This is a genomic window from Amycolatopsis japonica, from assembly GCF_000732925.1.
GTDB classification, from domain to species: Bacteria; Actinomycetota; Actinomycetes; order Mycobacteriales; family Pseudonocardiaceae; genus Amycolatopsis; species Amycolatopsis japonica.
On sequence record NZ_CP008953.1, the window covers coordinates 1,751,821 to 1,774,586 of the forward strand.

24 protein-coding genes are annotated in these 22,766 nt (G+C 69.8%); 11 read left to right on the forward strand and 13 right to left on the reverse strand.

The genetic code is table 11. The annotated features are described in order from the left end of the window. Positions 1-582: 582 nt before the first annotated feature. The 3 genes from AJAP_RS08600 to cofC are packed head-to-tail and all read right to left on the reverse strand — an operon-like array spanning position 583 to position 4,482. Positions 583-1,518 carry an NUDIX hydrolase gene (locus tag AJAP_RS08600; RefSeq protein ID WP_038509497.1) on the reverse strand — a complete coding sequence of 312 codons (936 nt, stop codon included), beginning with the start codon at positions 1,516-1,518 and terminating at the stop codon, positions 583-585. Then, on the reverse strand, positions 1,515-3,818 hold the full coding sequence (locus tag AJAP_RS08605; protein ID WP_174492008.1) for an RNA degradosome polyphosphate kinase: 2,304 nt from the start codon (positions 3,816-3,818) through the stop codon (positions 1,515-1,517). The genes AJAP_RS08600 and AJAP_RS08605 overlap by 4 nt, the downstream gene beginning before the upstream one ends. Positions 3,819-3,876: 58 nt before the next feature. Next, a complete protein-coding gene (gene cofC, locus AJAP_RS08610; protein WP_038509500.1) occupies positions 3,877-4,482 on the reverse strand; it encodes a 2-phospho-L-lactate guanylyltransferase in 606 nt (201 codons plus the stop codon). Positions 4,483-4,572: 90 nt separating this feature from the next. Here cofC and AJAP_RS08615 point away from each other — a divergent pair, with 90 nt between their 5' ends. The 3 genes from AJAP_RS08615 (at position 4,573) to AJAP_RS08625 (ending at position 7,068) form a co-directional block, all read left to right on the forward strand. Continuing rightward, positions 4,573-5,316, forward strand: coding sequence for a lysophospholipid acyltransferase family protein (locus tag AJAP_RS08615; RefSeq protein ID WP_038509502.1), 744 nt, complete (start codon positions 4,573-4,575; stop codon positions 5,314-5,316). Further along, complete coding sequence (locus tag AJAP_RS08620; RefSeq protein WP_174492009.1) at positions 5,316-6,329, forward strand: NAD(P)H-dependent glycerol-3-phosphate dehydrogenase; 1,014 nt, start codon at positions 5,316-5,318, stop codon at positions 6,327-6,329. The genes AJAP_RS08615 and AJAP_RS08620 overlap by 1 nt, the downstream gene beginning before the upstream one ends. Positions 6,330-6,588: 259 nt before the next feature. Beyond that, positions 6,589-7,068 (forward strand): cysteine dioxygenase, encoded by a 480-nt coding sequence (locus AJAP_RS08625; RefSeq protein ID WP_038509505.1) that lies wholly within the window; start codon positions 6,589-6,591, stop codon positions 7,066-7,068. A 46-nt stretch (positions 7,069-7,114) separates the two neighbouring features. Here AJAP_RS08625 and AJAP_RS08630 read toward each other — a convergent pair whose 3' ends face one another. The 6 genes from AJAP_RS08630 to AJAP_RS08655 form a co-directional block, all read right to left on the reverse strand. After that, positions 7,115-8,128, reverse strand: coding sequence for an asparaginase (locus AJAP_RS08630; RefSeq protein ID WP_038509508.1), 1,014 nt, complete (start codon positions 8,126-8,128; stop codon positions 7,115-7,117). A gap of 350 nt (positions 8,129-8,478) precedes the next feature. After that, positions 8,479-9,303 (reverse strand): class I SAM-dependent methyltransferase, encoded by an 825-nt coding sequence (locus AJAP_RS08635; RefSeq protein ID WP_038509509.1) that lies wholly within the window; start codon positions 9,301-9,303, stop codon positions 8,479-8,481. Further along, positions 9,300-9,680, reverse strand: coding sequence for a VOC family protein (locus tag AJAP_RS08640; protein ID WP_038509512.1), 381 nt, complete (start codon positions 9,678-9,680; stop codon positions 9,300-9,302). Before AJAP_RS08640 ends, AJAP_RS08635 begins: the two co-directional genes overlap by 4 nt. Before the next feature lie 42 nt (positions 9,681-9,722). Then, a complete protein-coding gene (locus AJAP_RS08645; protein WP_038509514.1) occupies positions 9,723-10,460 on the reverse strand; it encodes an FAD:protein FMN transferase in 738 nt (245 codons plus the stop codon). Next, complete coding sequence (locus AJAP_RS08650) at positions 10,457-10,876, reverse strand: FMN-binding protein (RefSeq protein WP_038509516.1); 420 nt, start codon at positions 10,874-10,876, stop codon at positions 10,457-10,459. Before AJAP_RS08650 ends, AJAP_RS08645 begins: the two co-directional genes overlap by 4 nt. Before the next feature lie 17 nt (positions 10,877-10,893). Then, positions 10,894-12,231 carry a ferredoxin reductase family protein gene (locus AJAP_RS08655; protein WP_038522678.1) on the reverse strand — a complete coding sequence of 446 codons (1,338 nt, stop codon included), beginning with the start codon at positions 12,229-12,231 and terminating at the stop codon, positions 10,894-10,896. Between the two features lie 145 nt (positions 12,232-12,376). Here AJAP_RS08655 and AJAP_RS08660 point away from each other — a divergent pair, with 145 nt between their 5' ends. Both AJAP_RS08660 and AJAP_RS08665 read left to right on the forward strand, forming a co-directional pair. Further along, positions 12,377-13,072 carry a response regulator transcription factor gene (locus AJAP_RS08660; RefSeq protein ID WP_038522680.1) on the forward strand — a complete coding sequence of 232 codons (696 nt, stop codon included), beginning with the start codon at positions 12,377-12,379 and terminating at the stop codon, positions 13,070-13,072. Further along, positions 13,069-14,505 carry a sensor histidine kinase gene (locus tag AJAP_RS08665; protein ID WP_038509518.1) on the forward strand — a complete coding sequence of 479 codons (1,437 nt, stop codon included), beginning with the start codon at positions 13,069-13,071 and terminating at the stop codon, positions 14,503-14,505. Before AJAP_RS08660 ends, AJAP_RS08665 begins: the two co-directional genes overlap by 4 nt. Before the next feature lie 257 nt (positions 14,506-14,762). Here AJAP_RS08665 and AJAP_RS08670 read toward each other — a convergent pair whose 3' ends face one another. Further along, on the reverse strand, positions 14,763-15,416 hold the full coding sequence (locus AJAP_RS08670) for a pyridoxamine 5'-phosphate oxidase family protein (protein ID WP_037342079.1): 654 nt from the start codon (positions 15,414-15,416) through the stop codon (positions 14,763-14,765). A gap of 81 nt (positions 15,417-15,497) precedes the next feature. Between AJAP_RS08670 and pdxR the strand changes: the two genes are divergently transcribed. Both pdxR and AJAP_RS08680 read left to right on the forward strand, forming a co-directional pair. Next, on the forward strand, positions 15,498-16,856 hold the full coding sequence (pdxR, locus tag AJAP_RS08675) for a MocR-like pyridoxine biosynthesis transcription factor PdxR (protein WP_038509521.1): 1,359 nt from the start codon (positions 15,498-15,500) through the stop codon (positions 16,854-16,856). A gap of 33 nt (positions 16,857-16,889) precedes the next feature. Continuing rightward, positions 16,890-17,858, forward strand: coding sequence for a zinc-binding dehydrogenase (locus AJAP_RS08680; RefSeq protein ID WP_038509523.1), 969 nt, complete (start codon positions 16,890-16,892; stop codon positions 17,856-17,858). Between the two features lie 4 nt (positions 17,859-17,862). On the opposite strand, the gene AJAP_RS08685 is transcribed toward AJAP_RS08680, so the two are convergent. Continuing rightward, positions 17,863-18,405 (reverse strand): DUF3515 domain-containing protein, encoded by a 543-nt coding sequence (locus AJAP_RS08685; RefSeq protein WP_038509525.1) that lies wholly within the window; start codon positions 18,403-18,405, stop codon positions 17,863-17,865. A 19-nt stretch (positions 18,406-18,424) separates the two neighbouring features. Continuing rightward, on the reverse strand, positions 18,425-18,658 hold the full coding sequence (locus AJAP_RS08690; protein ID WP_005160289.1) for an Lrp/AsnC ligand binding domain-containing protein: 234 nt from the start codon (positions 18,656-18,658) through the stop codon (positions 18,425-18,427). Positions 18,659-18,791: 133 nt separating this feature from the next. Here AJAP_RS08690 and AJAP_RS08695 point away from each other — a divergent pair, with 133 nt between their 5' ends. Then, the gene (locus tag AJAP_RS08695) at positions 18,792-19,748 is read left to right on the forward strand and encodes a thiamine-phosphate kinase (RefSeq protein ID WP_037342083.1); all 957 of its coding nucleotides are present in this window, start codon (positions 18,792-18,794) and stop codon (positions 19,746-19,748) included. Here AJAP_RS08695 and AJAP_RS08700 read toward each other — a convergent pair. Continuing rightward, on the reverse strand, positions 19,745-20,491 hold the full coding sequence (locus tag AJAP_RS08700; RefSeq protein WP_038509527.1) for a GNAT family N-acetyltransferase: 747 nt from the start codon (positions 20,489-20,491) through the stop codon (positions 19,745-19,747). The two genes, AJAP_RS08695 and AJAP_RS08700, sit on opposite strands and share 4 nt — an antisense overlap. A 57-nt stretch (positions 20,492-20,548) precedes the next feature. Here AJAP_RS08700 and AJAP_RS08705 point away from each other — a divergent pair, with 57 nt between their 5' ends. Genes AJAP_RS08705 through AJAP_RS08715 form a run of 3 tightly spaced genes read left to right on the forward strand, consistent with a single transcriptional unit; the run spans position 20,549 to position 22,247 of the window. Then, positions 20,549-21,019 (forward strand): GNAT family N-acetyltransferase, encoded by a 471-nt coding sequence (locus tag AJAP_RS08705; RefSeq protein ID WP_038509530.1) that lies wholly within the window; start codon positions 20,549-20,551, stop codon positions 21,017-21,019. Between the two features lie 8 nt (positions 21,020-21,027). Then, entirely contained in the window at positions 21,028-21,558 is a 531-nt protein-coding gene (locus AJAP_RS08710; RefSeq protein ID WP_038509532.1) for a gamma carbonic anhydrase family protein, read from the forward strand. Positions 21,559-21,569: 11 nt separating this feature from the next. Further along, entirely contained in the window at positions 21,570-22,247 is a 678-nt protein-coding gene (locus AJAP_RS08715) for a uracil-DNA glycosylase (RefSeq protein ID WP_038509535.1), read from the forward strand. The last annotated feature ends 519 nt before the right edge of the window (positions 22,248-22,766 follow it).

Consider the following 22,766-nt stretch of genomic DNA (forward strand, 5'->3'; position numbering starts at 1 on the left):
CCGCGCGGGGCCTTGCCGCATTTCCAGGGCCGTGATCGACGCTGACGCACTCGCGCGCGGTCTCCGGGGATCTTGTCCCGCCACGGATCCGCGGCGGCCCTGCGGGCGAATGTGATGCGATTCTCGCGCCCTCAGGCGAAGTCGCGGAAAAGAATCCGCTTCGATCGTCACTCCGATGGACGCATGGTCCCGCTCACTGGCTCCACAGTGGAGCGACGTGCGCCGGTTCGCCTCGACACCGCCGGAGTAGGCACGTCACCCACGTGGGGGAGCGGCGCCGTCGGGTTTCCTTGAGGGGCAAGCCTGACGCGAGGGGGTTGCGAAAGCCACTTTCGCAACCTTCAACGTTGCGAAAGCCACTTTCGCAACGAGGAGGCGCGGCGGGCGCGGTCGTCGTGAGGCGCTCCCCGTCGCATGTCGCGAAAGCCACTTTCGCGACATCAGACGTCCCGAAAGTGGCTTTCGCGACATCCTCGCGGCACGCGGATACGCCCAGCCAGACCTTGAATAGCCCTGCAGCGAGTGAAGGCCTCCTTGCCTCGGCTCAGCCGAGGGAAGGAGGCCTTCACGCGCGATGAAGCCTCAGGGATGGGCGGGTGCGGGCGTGGGCAAAGGCGACGCGAAATAGTCCGCGGCCACCAGTACCGGCCCGTCCTCTTCGGTCGGGGCCCGGAACGACAGCACCCAGAACGAGCCCTTCTTCGACGGCACCACACCGCCGCGCGCGGCGGTCAGGTCGACGCCGTCGCGGTCGGCCAGCGCGCTGACGACGTCCGGGATCACCCCGCCCTGGCTGGAGATCACCGGCGTCCCACCGTCTCCGGCGATGGCCAGCAGCCGGGCGACACCGAGCACCGGGTCCGGCCAGTAGCCCTCTTCCGACAGCAGCGGCTCGTGCCGGATCTCGACCCCGAGATCCTCGGCGAGCCCGTTCACCGTCTGGACGCACCGAAGCCGCGGCGCCGAAAGCACCCTGCCGGGCGCGTAGTACCGCAGCAGCGAACGCAAAGCCTCGGCCTGACGCTGGCCCGCGTCCGACAGCGGCCGCAGATCGTCGTCGCCGTTCCACTCGTCGCGTTTACCCGCTTTGGCGTGCCGCACCAGGATCACCGTGGTGAGTTCGGGCGGCAGCGCGGAGAACTCGCGCAGCACCCGGACGTCGCCCGGCCGCGTCAACAGTTTCTCCGCCGACTCCGTGTCGAGCCAGCGCAGCTCGTCGACCTCCTCGTTCGGCGCGAACGCGCCGGAAGCCGCGTGCGCGGAGAAGTAGTCGACGGTCTTCGGCGCTCCCGCCACGGTGTATTCGGTCCGCACCAGATACCGGCCGAGCACCGCTTCGAATCCGGTCTCCTCGGCGATCTCCCGGACCGCCGCACCCGCGATGGTCTCGCCGGGATCCAGCTTTCCCTTCGGCAGCGACCAATCGTCATAGCGAGGCCGGTGGACCAGCGCGACCTCGATCCGGTCGCCCTGACGACGCCAGAGAACGGCTCCCGCCGCCCGCACGGTCCCGCTCATCCCGCCGCCCCGTGCCGCTTCGCCAGTTCGACCTGGTGGTCGCGGACGTCGTCCCCGGACGCGGGGAACGGTGTCCACTCGCCGGTGGAACCCAGCACCCAGCACCGGGTCGAGGGATGCAGCGCGGATTCGAAGATGTAGTCCAGCTGCGCCGTGAGTTTCGGATCCTTGACCCGCACCAGCGCTTCGATCCGGCGGTCGAGGTTGCGGTGCATCATGTCCGCGCTGCCGATCCAGCGCGTGCCGCCGGCGAGGAAGGTGAAGATCCGCGAGTGCTCCAGGAACCGGCCGAGGATGGAGCGCACGTGGATGTTCTCGCTCAGTCCCTCCACACCCGGCTTCAGCGCGCAGATCCCGCGCACCACGATGTCGACCGGCACCCCGGCCTGTGAGGCGTGGTACAGCGCGTCGATCACCTGCTCGTCGACGAGCGAGTTGCATTTGATCCGGATCCCGGCGGTCTGGCCCGCCCTGGCGAGCTCGATCTCCTCGCCGATCGCGCGCACGATGCCGCGCCGGATCCCGTGCGGCGACGTGAGGATGTTGCGGTAGGTGTCCTGGCGGGAGTACCCGGTCAGCACGTTGAACAGATCCGTCAGGTCCGCGCCGATCGTCGGGTCGGCGGTCAGGATGCCGAGATCCTCGTACAGCCGCGCCGTCTTCGGGTTGTAGTTGCCGGTGCCGATATGGCAGTAGCGGCGGATGGTCGAACCCTCCTGGCGCACCACCATCGACACCTTGCAATGCGTCTTCAGCCCGACGAGCCCGTAGACCACGTGCACGCCCGCGCGTTCCAGCGTACGGGCCCAGGTGATGTTGGCCTGTTCGTCGAACCGCGCCTTGATCTCGACCAGCGCGACGACCTGCTTGCCCGCCTCGGCCGCGTCGATCAGCGCGTCGACGATCGGGGAGTCGCCGGAGGTGCGGTACAGCGTTTGCTTGATCGCCAGCACCTTCGAGTCCGCGGCGGCCTGTTCGATGAACCGCTGGACGCTGGTGGAGAACGAGTCGTACGGGTGGTGCACGAGGACGTCGCCCTCGCGCAGCGTCGCGAACACCGACTTCGGCGTCTCGCGCTCACCGAACGCCGGATGCGTGGCGGGAACGAAAGGGCGGTCCTTGAGTTCCTTCCGGTCGACGCCGGACAACTGGTGCAGGCAGGTCAGATCCAGCAGACCCGGGACCTCGACGACGTCGCGCGGGTCGACCTCCAGTTCGCGCAGCAGCAGTTCGAGCATGTGCTCGCTCATGTCCTGCGCCACTTCGAGCCGCACCGGCGGGCCGAACCGCCGCTGCGCCAGTTCGCGTTCCAGCGCCTGGAGAAGATCCTCGTCCCGGTCTTCCTCGACCTCGAAGTCCGCGTTGCGGGTCACCCGGAACGCGTGGTGCTCGGTGACCTCCATCCCGGTGAACAGCTCGCCGAGATGCGCGGCGATCAGTTCCTCCAGCGGCAGGAACGTCGCGGTGCGGACCTCACGCGGCTGCTGCTCGATGCGCATCAGGCGCGGCACGTTGCTCGGCACCTTGACGCGCGCGAACCGCTCGGTGCCCGCTTCCGGGTCCCGGACGGTGATCGCGAGGTTGAGCGAAAGGCCGGAGATGTAGGGGAACGGGTGCGCGGGATCGACGGCCAGCGGTGTGAGCACCGGGAAGATCTGCTCGCTGAAGTAGTTGGACAGCCGGAGCTGGTCGGCGCCGGTCAGGTCGTTCCAGCCGACGATGTGGATGTCCTCGTCGGCCAGCTGCGGCCGCAGGTGCAGCTCGAAGGCGTTCGTGTGCCGCTCGACCAGGTCCTGGTTGCGTTTGGCGATGTACGCCAGCTGTTCGCGCGGGGTGAGCCCGTCCGCGCTGCGGACCGGGAGGCCGGTCTCGTCGCGGCGTTTCAGCCCGGCGACCCGCACCATGTAGAACTCGTCCAAATTGGACGCGAAGATCGCCAGGAACTTGGCGCGTTCGAGCAGCGGCTGCGACTCGTCCTCGGCCAGCGCGAGCACGCGCGCGTTGAAGTCCTGCCACGACAGCTCACGGTTGAAGTACCGGTCGTCGGGAAGGCTCTCGACGGCCGTGGGCGCCGACGTCACCGCGGGCGGCGCGGCGGGCAGCGCGCGGAACTCCTGGGCGGGGCGGCTCGCCGAGCCACCACGCGTCGCGCGGACGGCCGTGCGCGGGGTCGAACTGTTCGTCTTCCGCGCACGGACGGGTTTCGCCGTGCCGTTGTCCGGTTCCGGTTTCGCGGCGGAGGTCTTCCGCTTCCTTGCCGAGTTCGGGGTGCCGCCGTCATTTGTGCTCACGGGCTTCATTGTTCACCACTCGGGGCGATTATGTGCGCCGCGCGCGGGTCGGCAGGGTGAACTCTCGTCACATCACCACGCAGGGTGTTCCGAGCAGCGTTGAAGTGCGCTTTCCGACACCGAGGGTGCGGACGTGAGCGAGATCATCCGCGGTGTCGACGTCGGCGCGAAGCGATTCCGCGGCGATCGTGAGCGGGGTCGCACCGGAGGCGGTGTGCGCCCGCGCGGAACCCGTGCCGAAGCGGGGTGCCAACGCCTGCCCGGCGCCCGCGAGCAACAGCGTGGTGCCCGTTCCCTGCCGGTCCGCGACGAACGCCCGTCGTCCGGCGGCCCCGGCCAGCGCGGCGGTGAGGTCTTCGGTCCGCAGCGCGGGGAGATCGGCCTGCAGTGCGCCGACGAGACCGGACGGCCCGTCCCGGCGCAGCAGTTCCTCGCCGTGGCGCAGGGCCGCGTTCAGTCCGCCGCGCGACGGTTCGGTGACGATTTCGACGCCCAGCTCGGTGAGATCCGCCACGGACGCCGGGTCGGCGGCGACCACCAGCACCCGCCGGACCCCGTCCGCCGAGGTCGCCGCGGACAACGTGTCGTAGGCCAGCGCCAGCACCAGTTCGGCGTGCCGCTCGGGCACCACCGCGCCGCGAAGCCGCGACTTGCCCTCGGCGGGGCGTTTCATCGGCACTATCAGGTCAAAGCCCACACGGTCCACATCTCACTTCTTACCCGACCCTCCCTGGACCGCGCTCGTATGCGCGCGGCAGGATCAATGGTCTGGGACGACACGTGTGACTTCGAGGAGGACGAATTGGCCCGGCGTGAGAAGGGCGGCATCTGGGTGGGCATCGCCGCCGCACTGTTCTACCCGGCGACGGCCATCGGCAAGCGGGTCTACCGCAACGCCGAGCGGATCCCCCGCGAAGGCGGCGCGCTGCTCCTGCTCAACCACGTGTCCCACATGGACCCGGCGGTGGACGCGGTGTTCGTGCACCGGCAGAAGCGGGTGCCGCGGTTCCTCGGCAAGGAGAGCCTGACCAGGGCGCCGCTCTTCGGCAAGATCTTCGTCGGCGCCGGCCAGATCCCGGTGTCCCGCGGTTCGGCCGCCGCCGGCGACAGTCTCAAGGCCGCCCACCAGGCATTGCGTGACGGCAAGGTCGTGGTGATCTATCCGGAGGGGACGATCACCAAGGACCCGGACGGCTGGCCGAAGAAGCCGTTCACCGGGGCCGCGCGGCTCGCGCTGGAGACCGACGTGCCGGTGATCCCGATCGCCCGCTGGGGCACGAACCACATCTTCAACGGCTACACGAAGAAGTTCACGCCGTTCCCGCGCAAGAAGATCACGCACCTGGTCGGCGAGCCGATGGACCTTTCGGCGTACAAGGAAGGTTCGACCCGCAGCGCGTCCAAGCTGCGCGAGGTCACCGACCTGATGATGACGGAGATCACCGCGCTGCTCGCGGAGATCCGGCAGGAGGAACCGCCCGCGAAGAAGCCGGAGGACGACGCCTGATGGCCGAGGTCCAGCGGGTCACCGTGCTCGGCGCCGGATCGTGGGGGACGGCGTTCGCCAAGGTGCTCGGCGACGCCGGCCGCGACGTGACCATGTGGGCCCGGCGGCCCGAGGTCGCGGCCGAAATCCGGGAGCGGCATCTCAATTCGTCCTATTTACCCGGTATCGAACTGCCGGAGCGGATCACCGCGACGGCCGATCCGGCCGAGGCCCTCGACGGCGCGCAGGCCGTGGTCCTTGCGGTGCCGAGCCAGACCTTGCGGACCAATCTCTCGGAGTGGTCCGGTCTGCTGCCGCCCGACGCGATCCTCGTGAGCCTCGCGAAGGGTGTCGAGCTGGGCACGCTCAAGCGGATGAGCGAGGTCATCGCCGAGATCGCGCGGGTCGACGACGGGCAGATCGTGGTCGTGTCCGGGCCGAACCTGGCGAAGGAGATCGCGCTGGGGCAGCCCGCGGCGGCGGTGCTGGCGTGCACCGACCACGACAACGCCAAGGCGATCCAGCAGGCGAGCTTCAACCAGTACTTCCGGCCGTACACCAACACCGACGTCGTCGGCTGTGAGCTGGGCGGGGCGTGCAAGAACGTCATCGCGCTCAGCTGCGGGATGGCGGCGGGGCTGGGGCTGGGCACCAACACCACCGCGACGCTGATCACCCGCGGGCTGGCCGAAATGGCCAGGCTCGGCGCGAAACTCGGCGCCGACCCGCTGACCTTCGCCGGGCTCGCCGGTGTCGGCGACCTGGTGGCGACCTGCTCGTCGCCGTTGTCGCGCAACCGGACCTTCGGCGAGCGGCTCGGCCGGGGCGAGACGCTGGAGCAGGCGCTGGCGGCCACCGGCGGCCAGGTCGCCGAGGGCGTCAAATCGTGCACGTCGATCCGGGAACTGGCGATGGGCCTCGGTGTCGACATGCCGATCACGGACGCGATGCACCGCGTGTGCCACGAAGGTGTCGACCCGCGGCGTGCGGGGGCCGAGCTGCTCGGGCGGTCGCAGAAGCACGAGTGGTCCTGAGGGAGACCGCAATATCGCGACAGACCGGGGCGGATCCGTGTTGCGAGCATGGACGTCAGGTGCAGAACTCACGGTCCACGGTATGAGATCTGTTGACCGCCGGGCTCCGCACTGGTTCGCTGGGCGCATGTTCGCACGTGGGATGACTGTGTCGCGGGGCCTCTCGGGTCTTGGCGTGGTCGCGTGCGCGTGTCGCTGTTGTCGGTGAACCCAGCCCCGGCCCAGCTCGACACCTACTTCCTTTTGCGAGGACACCGCCATGTTCGCCGTCCCGGACAACACGCTCGTCATTCCCGAAAACCCCGCCCTGCGCCACCCGGTGCGCGTCGCGCTCGAGTTCGCCGCGGACCGTGACCGCTGGCGGCATCTGCTGCGTTACGACCCCGAGGAGCGCTTCTCGGCTCTCGTCGACGCCGATGAGCTGCAGGAGATCTGGTTGATGAGCTGGCTGCCCGGCCAGCACACCGACCTGCACGACCACGAGTTCGCCGCGGGCGCGTTCACCGTCGTCAGCGGGAAGCTGAGCGAGACCGTCGCCCGGCGCGCGGCCGGCGGACGTGCCGTGACCGAGCTGCACTCGCTGTCGGAAGGGCAGTCCCGCGTCTTCGGTCCCGGCTACATCCACGAGGTGCGCAACGACGGCCCGGATCCCGCCGTCAGCGTGCACGTCTACCGGCACCGGCCCCGCGCCATGCGGCCTTACCACCTGGACCCCGTCACCGGCCCTTCTCGCGTTTAGTCCTCTGAATGCGTTCCTTACGCATTCAGAGGACTAAACGCGGGGGTCAGGCGAGGTCGCCGCGCAGGCGGAATTCGGCTTCGACGCGTTCCCGGGAGGCGCCGGTGGCGAGCAAGGTGTGCAGCAGGAGCCGGGATTTGCGCGGGTCCAGCCAGCCCGCCATCGTCGCGCCCATCGCGATCAGATCCGACTCCGAACCCCGGAAGCCGTAGGTGCCGCGGAACGTCGGCCCGGCACCGGTGCGGCCGGCGACCACGATCGGCACCTCCGCCAGGGCCCGCTCGATCACGTCGGCGGACCCCGCCGAAACGTGCCCGGCGCCGTTGGCGGCGAGCACCACTCCCTTGACCCCGGCCTTGACCAGCGTTTCCAGGAGTTCGCCGGTGTCCTCCACGCCGCTCTCGACGATCGGCACCAGCCCGGAGAAGTCGGCGTTCTCCAGCGGCAACGCCGCCGGACGGGCGGCCGCCGGGTGGAAGTAGTGCACCAACCCCTCGCTGACCAGCGCGAGCGGGCCGGCGGGGGCCGAGGAGAACGCCTCGACGTGGCTCGAATGCGTCTTCCGGACCCAGCGTCCGGCGTGGACGTCGTCGTTGAACGCGACCAGCGAGCCGCGGCCCCGGCCGCGAGGATCGGCGGCGACGGTCAGCGCGGCGAGGATGTTCCCCGCGCCGTCGGCGCTGGGCAGGCTGGGGTTGCGCATCGCGCCGGTGACCACGATGGGCGCCTCGGAAGCCCACGTCAGCTCGAAGAAGTACGCCGTCTCTTCGAGCGTGTCCGTGCCCTGGATCACGACGACGCCTTCAGCGCCTTCGTCGACGGCCCGAGCGGCCCAGTCCCGCGTCCTGATCAGGGTCGCGAAGTCCATCGAGGCGCTGGAAATCCCCGCCAGCGTCTCCGCGCGGACGTCCATCTCGAGGTTCTCGCCCAGGTCGCCGAGCAGGTCGGCGGCGGTGAGCCGGGGGACGGCGTGGTCTTCGCCGTCACCGGGGACCATGGAGATGGTGCCGCCCAGGGCGGCGACGGCGACAAGGGGCCGTTTCTCAGGGGAGACGCTCATACGGACATCTTCCCAAAACTTTGTGGCGGGTAAGGCGAATGTGACACGGCCGCTGGGCGCCCCGGCGCGGACAGAAGCGATGCCCTGAAGGCCACCTTTGAGACATCCAGCGTCCCGAAGGGGGCCTTCAGGACGCTATGCCTGACAAGACACGTTTGATCTTCTCGACTCTGAAGTACGTGAAGGCCCCCTTCATTGCGCTAGACGCGGTGAAGGGGGCCTTCACGTACTTGGCAATAGCGAGTTTCCTCGGCTGAGCCGAGGAAGGGGGCCTTCACGCGCCACCGCTGTGACTGCCGGGACCGGTGGTGTTGCTGGGGCTGCGGGGCCGCGACCTGCGAGCCCAAGGCTCACCGTGCCTTGACGGCCTCGATGGTGAAGCTCGCCGCCAGCCGCTGCGGATCCTCGGTCAGCCGCCATTCCTCGGTCGCCTCGTTCAGGGTCATGAACCCGGGCAGCGCGTTCCACGGCACGCTGTCGTGCTCCACCAGCCGCGTCAGCGTCAACCCCGCGTCGAGCAGCGAGGTGACGATCTCGCCCAGCCCGTGGTTCCATTCGTGCGTCCGGTTGTGCTGGAACGAAACGTCGGTGTCCACATAGGTCCCCGGCTCGTCGAACACCAGCGGTTCGGCCTGTTCGAAATACGGGTACTTCGGCGTGATCTGCGGCTGCGTCTCGTCGAGAGTGCCCAGCATCGGATGCATGTCGCGGATGAACAGCCGTCCGCCCGGCTTCAGCAGCTTCCCGACGACCTGTCCCCAGCGGGCGATGTCCGGCAGCCAGCAGATCGCGCCGATCCCCGTGTAGACGAGGTCGAATTCCCCGGCGCCCAGCACGTCGGCGGCACTGTACACATCGGACTCGTGGTAGTCGATCTCCGCGCCGGTCTCGGCGGCCAGCCGTCGCGCGATCTCCAGCGCGGGCGCGGAAAAGTCGAGACCGGTCATCCGGGCGCCGAGGCGGGACAGGGAAAGCGTGTCCGTGCCGATATGGCACTGGAGGTGGACCCCGCGCGCGCCGGAGACATCGCCGAGCAGCGGCTGGTCGAAGGTGACCACGCCGCTGAGATGCGTCGGATCCGCGACGAACTTCTCGTAGCCGTAGTCGGCCGAAGCGGCGTGCGCGGGAGCGCGTTCGTCCCAGTTCGCCCGGTTGACCGTCACGTAATCCGTCACGCCGTCGCGGCCTTTTCGGCGGCGCTGCGCAGCACGCAGAATTCGTTGCCTTCGGGGTCTCCGAGGACGGCCCAGCCGGTGCCGTCGGGATTGCGCCGGTCGTGCAGGAGGGTCGCGCCGAGCTTCAGCAGGCGCTCCACCTCCTCGTCGCGCGGGATGTCCGGGGTGAGGCAGAGGTGGATCCGGTTCTTCACCGTCTTCGGCTCCGGGACCTGCCCGAAGAACAGCGTGACACCGTTGTCCATCTCGATGATCGCCTCGGGATCGCCGGGGACGTCGTCGTCGGCCATCGGTTTGCCGACGACACCGCTCCAGAAACGGCCCAGTTCGTAGGCGTCGGCGCAGTCGAAGAAGAAGTTCTGTACGACAGAGGTCATGACGCCGCAGTCTGCCCGAGCCCGCGGAACCCGGCCAACGGTTTACGCCAGCCGCAGCCCCCGCGACCGGTGCACCTGCCGTTCCGCGTCGATGACCAGGACCTGGCAGCCCGGCCGCGACGCGACCCACGCGATCCCTTCCGTCCCCATCGCGAAGGCGGCGGTAGCGAGGGAATCCGCGGTGACGAGGTCGTCGGCGGCGACCGTGACGCTCAGCAGCCCGACGGGCGGGCGCCCGGTCCGGCCGTCGAGGATATGCGCGCCGCGTTCGTATTCGGCCGACGTCGCGACCGCGCCGCCGGAGGATTCCACCACGGCGCAGACCGCGTCGGGCCGTTCGGGATGCCGGATGCCGACCCGCCAGGCGCGGCCGGGTTCCGGTTCGCCGGAGGTGATCACGTCGCCGCCGGCGTTGATGCAGAACACGTCCAACCCCTCGGCCAGCAACAGCGACGCCGCCTGCTGCACCGCCCAGCCCTTGACCACCGCGTTCGGATCGAGCCGCCGTCCGGGGAGCCGGGCGGTGAACGCCCCGCCGGACAGCCGTTCGTAGTGGTCGCACAGCGAAAGCACCTCCAGGAGGTCGTCGCTCAGTTCCGAAGGCGAGAGCTCGCCGCGGTCGTAACGGCAGACCTCGCTGTCGGCCTTGAACGGGCTGAACCGCGCGTCGACCTCCCGCAGCCAGCCGAAGACGCCGTCGATGGCGTGGTCGACGAGCCCGCCGCCCGCGCGGACGTCGACCGAGACCGGCAGCCCCATCACCTGTTCGACGCGGTTCATCTGGCGTCCAGCGCCGCCTGCAGCGATTTGACGTACGACTCGCTCGTCGACGTCGCCCCGGAGACGGTGTCGATGTCGGCGCTCTGCGCGGTCAGCGTCTCCTCCTGCAGGATCGGGATCGCGTCGACCCCTCGGCCGCTCGTCGGCCGTTGCAGCAGACGGACTTCGGAGATCTTGTCCTCGGCCGAGAGCACCAGCCGCACCTGCACGGTGCCGTACCGGTTGCTCTCCACCGAGCCGTCGAGGGTGCGTTCGGCGCCCTCGGACGCTCCACCGTCCGCGCTCGACGACGGTGCCGGAGCGGGCGCCGCGACGGCCACGGTCTCAGAGCCGAGCGGGCCGGGTTCGTACAGCCACACACCGAGGAAGCCGGCGGCCGACAGCGCGACCGTGGCCGCGACGATGGTCTTCTTCATGATCGGGTCTCCCTGGTTCAGGCGGCGAGGCTGAAACGTTCGGCGTGGACCTGGCTGCCCGGCACCCGCAGTTCCCGCAGGCTGCGCAGCGTCGCCGAGGTCATCCCGGGCGGACCGCAGACGAAGACGTCCCGGTCCGCGATATCCGGCACCAGCCGCCGCAGATTGGGGGCGCCGAGTACCGGACCGGTCTGATCGGACGGTCCACTGAGGACTCGGACGGCCGCACCGCGCGCCCGTGCCAACCCGATCAGCTCCGGCAGGAGGACGGCGTCACGTGCGTCACGGACGCGGTAAAGCACCACGACGTGCCCGGAGATCTCCTCCAGCAGCGCGCGGATCGGGGTGATCCCGACGCCGCCCGCGACCAGCAGTGCGTCCGGTTTCTGTTGGTGCATCGTGGTGAACGCGCCGTACGGGCCTTCGGCGAACACCCGGGTGCCGACCTTGAGCGACCGCAAGGACGCGCTGCCGTCGCCCGCGGCCTTCGCGGTCAGCCGCAGGGTGCGGCCGTCCGGTGCGGCGGAGAGGGAGAACGGATTCGCCTGCCACCAACGATCTCGCGTCATGAAGCGCCACAGGAAGAACTGACCCGCCCTCGCGGGCATCTTGTCGAGGTCCTTGCCGGAGATGTACACCGAGACGACGTCGTGGGATTCGGGCACCACGGCGACGACCTTCAACCGGTGCCGCAGATTCCGCGCCAGCGGCAGCACCACCCGGCCGGCGACGACGGAGCCGAGCGCGACGCCCCACACCGCCCACCAGTAGACCTGTGCTCCCGGCGAAGACGCGAACGATCCGCCCAGCGCGATTTGATGTGTGAACGCCAGCACGACCGCGGCGTAGGTGTAGAGGTGGATGAAATGCCAGGTCTCGTACGCCAGCCGTCGCCGGGCGAACCGGGCCGAAACGGCGCCGACGAGCAGGATCAGCGCGAACGCGACGACCGCACGCAGGATCCCCTCCAGTTTGGTCACCATCGTGACGAACTCGTCGACCACACCGTTGTCCTCGACCTGCGCGTAGCCGAAGACGATGAACACGAAATGGGCGAGCAGCGTCCACAGCAGGCCGAATCCGGTCCAGCGGTGCCAGCCGGTGAGCCGGTCCATGCCGAGGCGGCGGTCGAGCCACGGCAGCCGGGCGACCAGCAGCAGCTGGAACGCCATCGTCAGCGCCCCGTACAGCCCGGCGAGCCTGCCGATGCTGATGAGCACGTTGTCCGACGGCCCGGCGGCGAAGAACAGCACGGTCACGGCGGCCACGTTGGCCCCGAGGAAGAGGAAGAGCCCGGCGCGCGCGGCGATCCTGGGCCGGATCGCCGGGCGCGGTCTCACGGCGGTCTGCGTCATGGTGGTCACACGTGGCCCCTTCCAGGCTGGTTCAAGTGCCGAGCCTGCTGTGTCAACCTGTGACCTTTCTTGGCGGAAGCTGTCGGCTTGCTGTCGTGTGCGGTCCCGCCTCGCCCTCGCGCGCGCGTTCACGGAGGATGGCTTCGTGAACACCGAGAACCCCGTGCGCCTGCTGGTGGTGGACGACGAGCCGCATATCGCCGATCTGGTGGCCACCGTCGCCCGCTACGAGGGGTGGCAGGCCGTGACCGCCGGATCGGGCGAGGCCGCGCTGGCCAAGGCGGCCGAATTCGTGCCCGACATCGTCGTGCTCGACCTGATGCTGCCCGGGATCGACGGGTTCACCGTGCTGGACAAGCTCCGCGAGGCCGGGACGGCGGTGCCCGTGGTCTTCCTCACCGCGAAGGACGCGACCGCGGACCGCGTCGCCGGGCTCACCCGGGGCGGTGACGACTACCTCGTGAAGCCGTTCTCCGTCGAGGAACTGATGGCGCGGCTGCGCGCGGTCCTGCGGCGGAGCACCAACCAGGCCAAGGCCGCGGTGCTGCGGGTCGGCGACCTGACCCTCAACGAGGACACCCGCGAGGTCGCCCGTGACGGCAAACCGGCCGACCTGACCCCGACCGAGTACGAACTGCTTCGCTATCTCATGCGGCATTCGCCCTCGGTGATGACGAAGGCGCAGATCCTCGACCACGTCTGGGAGTACGACTTCGGCGGCCGGTCCAATGTGGTCGAACTCGTCATCTCGCATCTGCGCCGCAAACTCGACACGGGCGACGAGCCGCTGATCCACACCGTGCGCGGCGTGGGCTACGTCGTGCGGCAGGCGGCGAGATGAAGATGGTGCGCCGGTGGTACGACGCCTGGCGCCGGTCGAGGCTCGGGACCCGGCTGGCGCTCGGGCTAGGCGCGCTGGCGCTGGTCGTGTTCGCCGTCGTCGGCACCGTGATGGTCGGCATCATGAAGGGCTATCTGAACGACCGGCTCGACGAACAGCTCGCCAAGACCCAGATCAGCCAGGTGCCGTCGCTGCGCACCACGCATGGCGGGAAACCGCAGCAGGCCTACGGCTGGTTCTCCGCGGTCTTCGCGGTGCAGAACGGCGACGCGCTGCCGCAGGCGGGCGGTTCCCTGCCGCCGGACACGAAAGCGCTCGAAAAGGTCGCCGAGGACGCGACGCGGACCGAGGTCCTGCGCACCGTCTACATCGAGGACAAGGGCACGTACCGGGTCCGGGCCTGCCCGATCGAGCCGGCGCAGAACATCGTGCTGGTCAGCGCCGCGCCGCAGGCGGACCTGGACCGGACGGTCAGCCAGCTGATCATGGTCGAGGTCGTCGCGTTCCTGCTGGCGCTCGCGGTGCTGGTGATCGCGGGACGGCTGGTGCTGCGGCGTGGGCTGCGGCCGTTGAGCGACATGGCCGGGACGGCGCACGACATCGCGTCGCACGACCTCACCACGAACGCCGATCTCCCGGTGCGCGCGCGGGCGAACGGCGGCGGCGCCGAGGTCGAGGAACTGCGGACGGCGTTCAACGTCATGTTGGCGCACCTGGATTCCTCGCTGGTCGCGCGCCGGGAGGCGAACGAACGGCTGCGGCGGTTCATCGCCGACGCCTCCCATGAACTGCGCACGCCGCTGACGTCGATCCGGGGCTACGCCGAGCTTTTCCGCTATGCCGCGGCGAACGAACCCGCCGAACGCGAGGCGCATCTGTCGAAGATCCGGGAAGAGACGCAGCGGATGAGCGTGCTCGTCGACGACCTCCTGCTCCTCGCGCGCCTCGACGCGCCGGAGAGCGAACCACCCTTGCGACTGGTCGACGTCGACCTCGCCGAGCTGGTCACCGACGCGGGGGAGGCCTTCGCGGCCGGACGCCCAGAGCATCCGCTGAGCGTCGGCGCGTTACCGGAAGGTGTTGTCCTGCAAGCGGATCCGGTGCGCCTGCGGCAGGTGCTCGACAATCTGCTCGCCAACGCCGCGGTGCACACGCCGCCCGGGACCGCGGTGACGTTGTCGGCCGCGGCGTCGGGTTCGGAGGTCGTCCTGCGGGTGAGCGACGCCGGGCCCGGGATCCCGCCGGAAGCACGGGAACGGATTTTCGACCGGTTCTACCGGGTCGACACCGCCCGCACGCGCGGCAACGGCGGGACGGGACTCGGGCTTTCGGTGGTGCTCTCGCTGGTTTCGGCGCACGGCGGGACGATCGAGGTCGAGAGCGTGCCGGGGGCGACGACGTTCACCGTGCGGCTGCCGCGCCACCGCTCGTGACCCCGGTTCGGAACAGAGCCGCGCCCCTGGGAAAGCCTGGTCGAAGGTAAGTCCGTGAAGGCCTCCTTGAGGGACCCAGGGTCCCTCAAGGAGGCCTTCACGGACTGGCGAGTCGCCATATTCGCCCCACCTGCATCAGCAGTCACAGGAGATGCGCGTGAAGGCCTCCCCGAGTACATGAAGGCCCCCTTCAGTGCGTCTAGCGCAAGGAAGGGGGCCTTCATGTACTCGGGGAAGTGACCAAGAGCGGCGCGCGACTACCCGACCCGCCGCTTCACGTGATCCGGCACCGTCCACTCACCGACCAGGTCCACCGACGGCTCCGGTTCCCCGAACACGGTCCGCACCGGCAGCACCCCCGCCCACGCGAGATCGTCCGCGACCTCGTCCTCGGGATCGTCGGGACCTTCGCCGCGCATCTTCACCGACGCCTCGGTGAGGTCCAGTTCCAGCACCGAAACGGACGCGAACTCCTTCGCGTTGATGTCCCGCGCGTGTTCCCACGAACCGGGCGCGAGGTGGTCGGTCAGCACGTGGAGGCCGTGCATCTTCCGGTCGCGATCGGTGACCGCGGCGGCCTTCCCCAGGATCACCGCGCTGCGGTAGTTCATCGAGTGGTTGTTGATCGAGCGCGCGTAGACGATGCCGTCGAGCAGGGTCACCGTGACGCAGACCTCGACGCCGTCGGAGTCGCGCATACTCCTCGCCCCGGTCGATCCGTGCAGGTAGAGCGTGTTCCCGTCGCGGCCGTAGCCGGTCGGGATGACCAGCGGGACGCCGTCGCGCACGACGCCCAGATGGCAGATCAGGCCTTCGTCGAGCACCGCGTACAGCGCCGAGCGGTCGGTGAGCGCGCGGTTCTTCTTGCGGCCGAGGGTGGTCCGGTCGGTGGGAGAGAGCGGGGTGGACATGCGACCAGTCTCACCCACGAGAGTGGCCTGTAATAATGTCCAATTCTCCTATACTTGAGAAGTCCACTTCAGGAGTACGCCATGTCCGACACCGCCCTGCCGGTCAGTCTCGACCGCGATTCGGCCGTCCCGCTCGCGGTCCAGCTGGCCGACGCGTTGCGCGCGGCCGCGGGCGACGGGCATCTGCGCGGCGGGGACAGGCTGCCGTCGACCAGGGCGCTCGCGAGCCGTCTCGGCGTCAGCCGCACGGTGACGTCGGCCGCGTACGAGCAGCTCCACGCGGAAGGCTGGATCGCGGGCCGTCACGGCTCCGGCACGTATGTCACCACCACACCGCCCGCGGACCGGCCGTCGAAGGGGCCCGCTCCCGGAACACCCGCCGCGCCGCCCACGCTGGTCGACCTCACCCCGGGTGTCCCGTGGGCCGACGGCGTCGAGAAGGCCGCTTGGCGCCGCGCGTGGCGGGCCGCCGCCGATCCGCGCCCGACCTACCGCGAGGACCGGGCCGGGCTGCGCGCGTACCGGGACGCCGTGTCCGAACATCTGCTGCGCCACCGCGGTCTCGCGGCCGGAACGGTGCTCGCGACCGGCGGCACGACGGCCGCGGTGATCGAACTCGCGGGCGCGATGCTCTCGCGCGGTGACCGCGTCGCGATCGAAGAGCCGGGGTATCAGCGGGCCGTGCAGGCGTTCCGCCGGGCGGGGATGGAGGTCGTGCCCGTCCCGGTCGACGAAGAGGGCCTGCGCCCGGACGCCGTCCCCGCCGACGTGCGCGCGGTGTACTGCTCGCCCGCGCATCAGTATCCGCTCGGCAGCCGGATGAGCGCGTCGCGCCGCGTCGACCTGGTCGAGCTCGCCCGTGCCCAAGGCATGCTGGTGATCGAGGACGACTACGACGGCGAGCTGCGGTTCGACGTCGCGCCGCTGCCGCTGCTGGCCGCGCTCGCGCCCGACGTCGTCGCGCATCTCGGGACCACCAGCAAGATCCTCACCCCGGCGCTGGGCGCGGGCTGGATGGTCGCGCCCGCCCCGGTCGCGGCCGCGGTGCTGGAGTACCGCGAGGCGACCGGAACGCGGCCGTCGCCCGCGGGGCAGCGGGTACTCGCCGAACTGGCGCGGCACGGCGATCTCGGCAGGCATCTGCGGAAACTCCGGCGGGAACTGTCGGAGCGCCGGTCCCTGGTGTCGGCCGCGCTGACGTCCGCGGGGATACCGGTGCTCGGCGACGACGCGGGCGCGCATCTGGTCGTCCCTTGTGGATCCGCGGCGGAGGAGGCGGCGCGGATGGCGGCGGCGGAACGCGCCGGGATCCGGCTCGACGGGCTGGCCCGGCATTTCGCCGGGACGCCGACGGTGTTCGGGAACCTCATCGGTTACGCGGGCTGCTCGCGCGAGGCGCTCCACACCGCGCTCAAACCGCTGATCGCCGTGCTCGGTTGACCTCGACCAAGCTGGAGGTCATAGCTTGCGTTCATGCGTGAGATCAGAGTGTCCCGGTTCGGCGATCCCGGCGTCCTCGAGCAGGTCGAAGTGCCCACTCCCGAGCCCGGCGAGGGGGAGCTCCGAGTCGCGGTGAAGGCGGCCGGGGTCGGCTGGCTCGACGCCCTCATCCGGCGAGGTGACGGTCCCGACGTGTTCGCCGTCGAGCCGCCGTACGTCCCGGGCGGGTCGGTGGCGGGCACCGTCGACGCGGTGGGCGACGGCGTCGACGAGGACTGGCTGGGCAAGGCGGTCCTCACCCACGCGCCGGGCGGTTACGGCGGGGGATACGCGGACACGGTCGTCGCGCTGCCGGACGACACCTTCCCGATCCCGGAGAAGCTGGATCCCCGGCACGCGGTGGCCCTGTTCGACGACGGCAGTACCGCGCTGGCGTTGCTGGAGAAGACCCCGGTCGCCGCCGGCGAGCGAATCCTGGTGATGCCGGGGGTGGGCGGGCTCGGCAGTGTGCTGGTGCAGCTCGCCCGCGCCGCGGGCGCGACGGTCGTCGCGGCGGTCCGAGGCGAGGAAAAGGCGGCGATCGCGCGGAAACTGGGTGCCGAGCCGGCCGACTACTCGGCGGCGGACTGGACGGGGGAGGTCCTCGCCCGCACGGGAGGCCACCGGCTGGACGTGGTCTTCGACGGCGTCGGAGGTGAACTGGGCGCCGCCTCTTTGGCCTTGCTGGGCAACGGCGGCCGCTTCTCCGGCTACGGCATGTCCAGCGGGGCGGAGACCGTGATCGGTGACGCCGACCGTGCCCGGCTGTCCGTTGTGGACATGGCGCAGCTGGTCGGGTTCTGGCCCGACAACGCGCGCCGGGTGCGGGAGATCCTGCGGCGGGCGGCCGAAGGAACGGTGACCCCGGTCATCGGCCGGACGTATCCGCTGGCGGAGGCGTCCGCCGCGCACTCGGACATCGAGGCGCGGCGGTACACCGGGAAGAGCCTGCTCCTGCCCTGAGCGCTCAGAACCGCAGCGGCACCGCGGGGAGGTTGGCGGCGATGACGTCCGAAACCGTCTGGAGCGGCCCCGTCCCCGCGGTGTCCGGCACGGTGAGCGCGGTGTAGACGGGCCGGTCCACCGCGAACCACGTCGCGGTGCCCTCACCCTCGACCTGCAGCCACTGGACGGTGTTGATCGTCCGCAGCTGCGAGGTCCGGGTCAGCTCCGGCGGCTTGCCGAGACCGCACCGCAGGACCACCGGATCGCCGGTGCCCCAGCCGATCGTCGCCTCGGGGGCCGGATCGGCCAGCGTCCGCCGGACCAGCGTGGTGCCGGACGACGTGAGCTCGTGGGGGAGCGCACCGATGAGTTTCGCGCATTCGGGTGACCCCGACTGCGGCGCCGGGACCGGGACGAGCGGGAGCGGACCGTCCGCCACCGGGGCGTCGGAGTCCGCGCCGCGGGTCAGCCCGAACACGGCCACGCCCGCGACGAGCAGGATCGCCAGGCAGGCGGCCGCGATCAGCAGGGGTTTCGGGGGAGCGCCGGTGTCCGTGTCAGCCACCGGACCACTACACCACCTCTCAGAGATGCACCACCGGGCAGGTCAGCGTACGCGTGATGCCCTCCACGTTCTGCACCTTGGCGACCACGAGCTGACCGAGCTGGTCGACGGTGTCGGCGGCGGCCTTGACGATGACGTCGTACGGGCCGGTGACATCCTCCGAACTGGTGACACCGGAGATGGTGGAGATCTCCGCGGCGACCGCGGCGGCTTTGCCGACCTCGGTCTGGATGAGGATGTATGCGTGGACCACGGCGCGCCCCTTCGTAAAAGTCGGCTCAAGGTAGGAACGTTGTAGCAACGTATCGCCAGCCCCGGGAAAAACCTAGGGCTTCCGACTATCGGTGATCGACATTTGTCCGGACAAGGGAAAGTGGAGGTGACGGGTGTCACCGAACGACGGCACGGTCGCCGGGACCGGTGAATTCCGGTTGATCGAAGCGGTGACGGCAGGCCGGAAGCAGCCGGAGTCGACCCTGCTCGGACCGGGGGACGACGCGGCCGTCGTGGCCAGCCCGGACGGCCGGACGGTGGCGTCCACCGACGTCCTCGTGCAGGGCGTCCACTTCCGGCTCGACTGGTCCAGTGCCGAACAGGTGGGCCGCAAGGCGGTCGCGGTGAACCTCACCGACATCGCCGCGATGGGCGCCCGCCCGACGTCCGTCCTCATGGGATTCGCCTGCCCCTCGGACACCCCGACGGCACTCGTCACCGAACTCACCCAGGGCATGTGGCTCGAAGCCGATCGCGCCGGTATCGGGATCGTCGGCGGCGACATGGTGCGCGCCGACCAGATCGTGATCAGCGTCACCGCCCTGGGCGACCTCGGCGGCCGGGAGCCGGTGACGAGGTCCGGCGCGCGTCCCGGCGACGTCGTCGCGGTCTGTGGACGGCTCGGCTGGGCGGCCGCCGGTCTCGCCGTGCTCGGCCGCGGTTTCCGGTCACCGGTCAGCGTGGTCAACGCGCAGCGCTGCCCCGAACCGGACTACGAGGCGGGCATCCGCGCGGCCGACGGCGGCGCGACGTCGATGATCGACGTGTCCGACGGGCTCCTGTCCGACCTCGGTCACATCGCCGAGGCATCCGGCGTGGGGATCGACGTACGGACGGCGGACCTCGACGTGTCGAGCAGGCTGACCGAGGTCGGCACCGCGCTCGGCGCCGACCCGCTGAAATGGGTGCTCACCGGCGGCGAGGACCACGCGTTCGCGGCCACCTTCCCCTCGTTCGCCGAACTGCCGGAGGGCTGGACCGAGATCGGCGTCGTCACCATGCCGGATTCGGGGGTCACGGTGGACGGGAAGCGGTACGGCCACGACAGCGGCTGGCAGCACTGGCGTTAAGAGCGGGAAGCCCACCAGGTCGACTCGCCGGCGACGGTGAAGCCGAGGGATTCGTACAGGGGCCTGCCCGCTTTGGACGCGGTGAGGGTCACCGGCTTTTCCGCCAAGGGGACGAGGGAACCGAGCATCACGGCTCGCCCGACGCCGCGGGAGCGGAAAGCCGGCGGCGTGCCGACCCAGTAATGGCTGCCGAAGCCGTTCTCGACGACGGTGACGCACGCCCCGGCGACCTCGCCGTCGAGCCGCGCGACGAACACCTCGACCCCCGGCTCGCGGAGCAAGGCCATGGGGAACATCTCTCCGGCGCGGTAGGGCTCGAACCGGTCGAGTTCGAAGCCCGCGATGACCGCGCGTTCGGCGCCTCGCAGGTCTTCCTCCCCGTCGACCCTGACCACCTTCATCGAGGGTTCGGCGACCGGGGAGGGAGGCCGCAACATGACGGGCATCCGCCAGCTGCGCATGTCGCCGAGGTGGCTCAGATCGGTGACGCTGAAGGGATCCTCGGCGTCCACCGGGCCCTTCGCCCGCCTGGCGAGCTCCGTGATCTCCGCCACCTCGCCGTCGGTGAGGCCGGGTTCCTGGATCAGAACGCGCAATCCCGCGCGCTCGTCACCTGCGACGGCGAGAAAACCGTTGCGGCGGATCACTTCGTGACCGCGGGAGCGGCCGGTGGCCGCCCAGAAGGCGGCGGAGTTGCGGGCCTGGCGGAGTTGCGCCTCGGCGAGGCCTGCTTCGATCGACATGAGCAGAACCTAGCGCTCGCTTCCCCGGCGGGAGGGCGGATCGCTAATCTCGCGCTCATGGACCTTCGTGTGCTGGCCTACGACCACCCCGACGCGGTGAAACTGTTGGCCGAAGCCCAGCTCGAACTGGCCGCCCGGTACGGCAGCGAAGACGAGACGCCCATGGACGCGGCGCAGTTCGCCTCGCCGAAGGGACTGTTCCTGGCCGCCTACCTCGACGACGTCCCGGTCGCGTGCGGTGCCTGGCGGGCGCACGACGGTCCGGACCCGCTGCGGCCCGGCGACGCCGAGATCAAGCGGATGTTCGTGATGGCCTCGGCGCGCGGCCGTGGCCTCGCGCGGGCGCTGCTCGCCGATCTGGAGCGGACGGCCGCCGAGGCCGGGCGGCTGCGCATGGTGCTGGAGACCGGGGACAAGCAGCCGGAGGCCATCGCGCTGTACGAGTCGGCCGGTTACCTGGAGATTCCGGGTTTCGGGTACTACAAGGACGAGCCGGAAAGCATCTGTTACGGCAAGTCGCTGGTATAGGAGGACGGATGCCGATCTACGCACTGGGTGACCTCGAACCCTCGATCCACCCGGACGCCTACGTCCATCCCGACGCGACGGTGATCGGCGACGTCCGGATCGCGGCGTTCGCGTCGGTGTGGCCGCAGACGGTGTTGCGAGGCGACCACGGGTACATCGAGATCGGCGAGCGGTCCAACGTCCAGGACGGCTGCGTCCTGCACTGCACTCGCAAGGAACCGACGATCATCGGGAAGTCCTCCGCCGTCGGGCATTCCGTGCACATCGAGGGCGCGCGGATCGGCGAAGGCTGCCTGATCGCTTCGGGATCGGTGGTGCTGAACGGAACCGTCGTCGAGGACGGCGGGATGGTCGGCGCGGGCGCCGTTCTTTCCTATGGTTCCTATGTGGACAGTGGGTATATCGCGCTCGGTGTCCCGGCGAAGACACGGCCGAACACGTCGTTCGGGCCGGACATGATCAAGCTCGTGGTGGACGGGTATGTCGAGAGGGCTGCCCGGTTCCGGGTCGAACTTCGGCGGCTCGACCCACGTGAGTAAGCTCGCACGCCGTGACCGCACGACCGCTGCAGGACATCGTCGAAGCAGGCTGGGCGCAGGCCCTCGAACCGGTGGCGCCGCAGGTCGCCGCGATGGGGGAATTCCTCCGCGCGGAGATCGCCGCGGGCCGGACCTATCTCCCGGCGGGTGAACACGTGCTGCGGGCGTTCCAGCAGCCGTTCCACGACGTGCGGGTGCTGATCGTCGGGCAGGACCCGTACCCGACGCCCGGGCACGCGGTCGGGCTGAGCTTCTCGGTGGCGCCGGACGTCCGGCCGATCCCGAAGAGCCTGATCAACATCTACAAGGAGTACTGCGAAGACCTGGGGCACCCGCTGCCGTCGAATGGTGACCTGACGCCGTGGGCCGACCAGGGGGTCTTGCTGCTCAACAGGTCGCTGACCGTGCAGCCGGGCAAGTCGAACTCGCATCAGGGCAAGGGCTGGGAAGCGGTCACCGAGCAGGCCATCAAGGCCCTCGCGGCGCGGGACGAGCCGATGGTCGCGATCCTGTGGGGCCGTAACGCGCGGAATCTGAAGCCGATGCTGGGGCAGGTGCCGTGCATCGAGTCGGCGCACCCGAGCCCGCTCTCGGCGCACGCGGGCTTTTTCGGGTCGCGGCCGTTCAGCCGGGCGAATCAGCTGCTGGCGGATCAGGGCGCCGGTCCGGTGGAGTGGAAGCTCCCCTGAGCTTTTGCGCGTGAAGGCCTCCTTTCCTCGGCTGAGCCGAGGGAAGGAGGCCTTCACGCGCTTGCTTGGGCCCTTGCGTGACAGCAGTGGCCGCTGTGACTCCTGAGGTTTCGCCGAAGTCCGTGAAGGCCTCCTTCACTACCTTCAGGGTAGGGAAGGAGGCCTTCACGGACTTCCGGCTTGAGGCGGTCGCTTCCCGAGTACATGAAGGCCCCCTTCCTGTACCTAGGCGCAAGGAAGGGGTCCTTCATGTACTCGGGAAGGTGTGAAGGTCGAGTTCCCTCGGCTGAGCCGAGGGAAGGGGTCCTTCACGCGCCGCCGTTGTGACTGGTGGTGCTACTGAGGCGCGCGGGAAGGCTTTCTGTCCGTGAAGGCCTCCTTGAGGGACCCAGAGTCCCTCAAGGAGACCTTCACGGACGGTGCGGGCTGCGGCTCGGTCACAGTGGTCGTGAGTGGCGATTCGGGTTAGAACCCGAATCGCCACTCACGACGACGCCCGAGCCCACCGCACACAAAAAA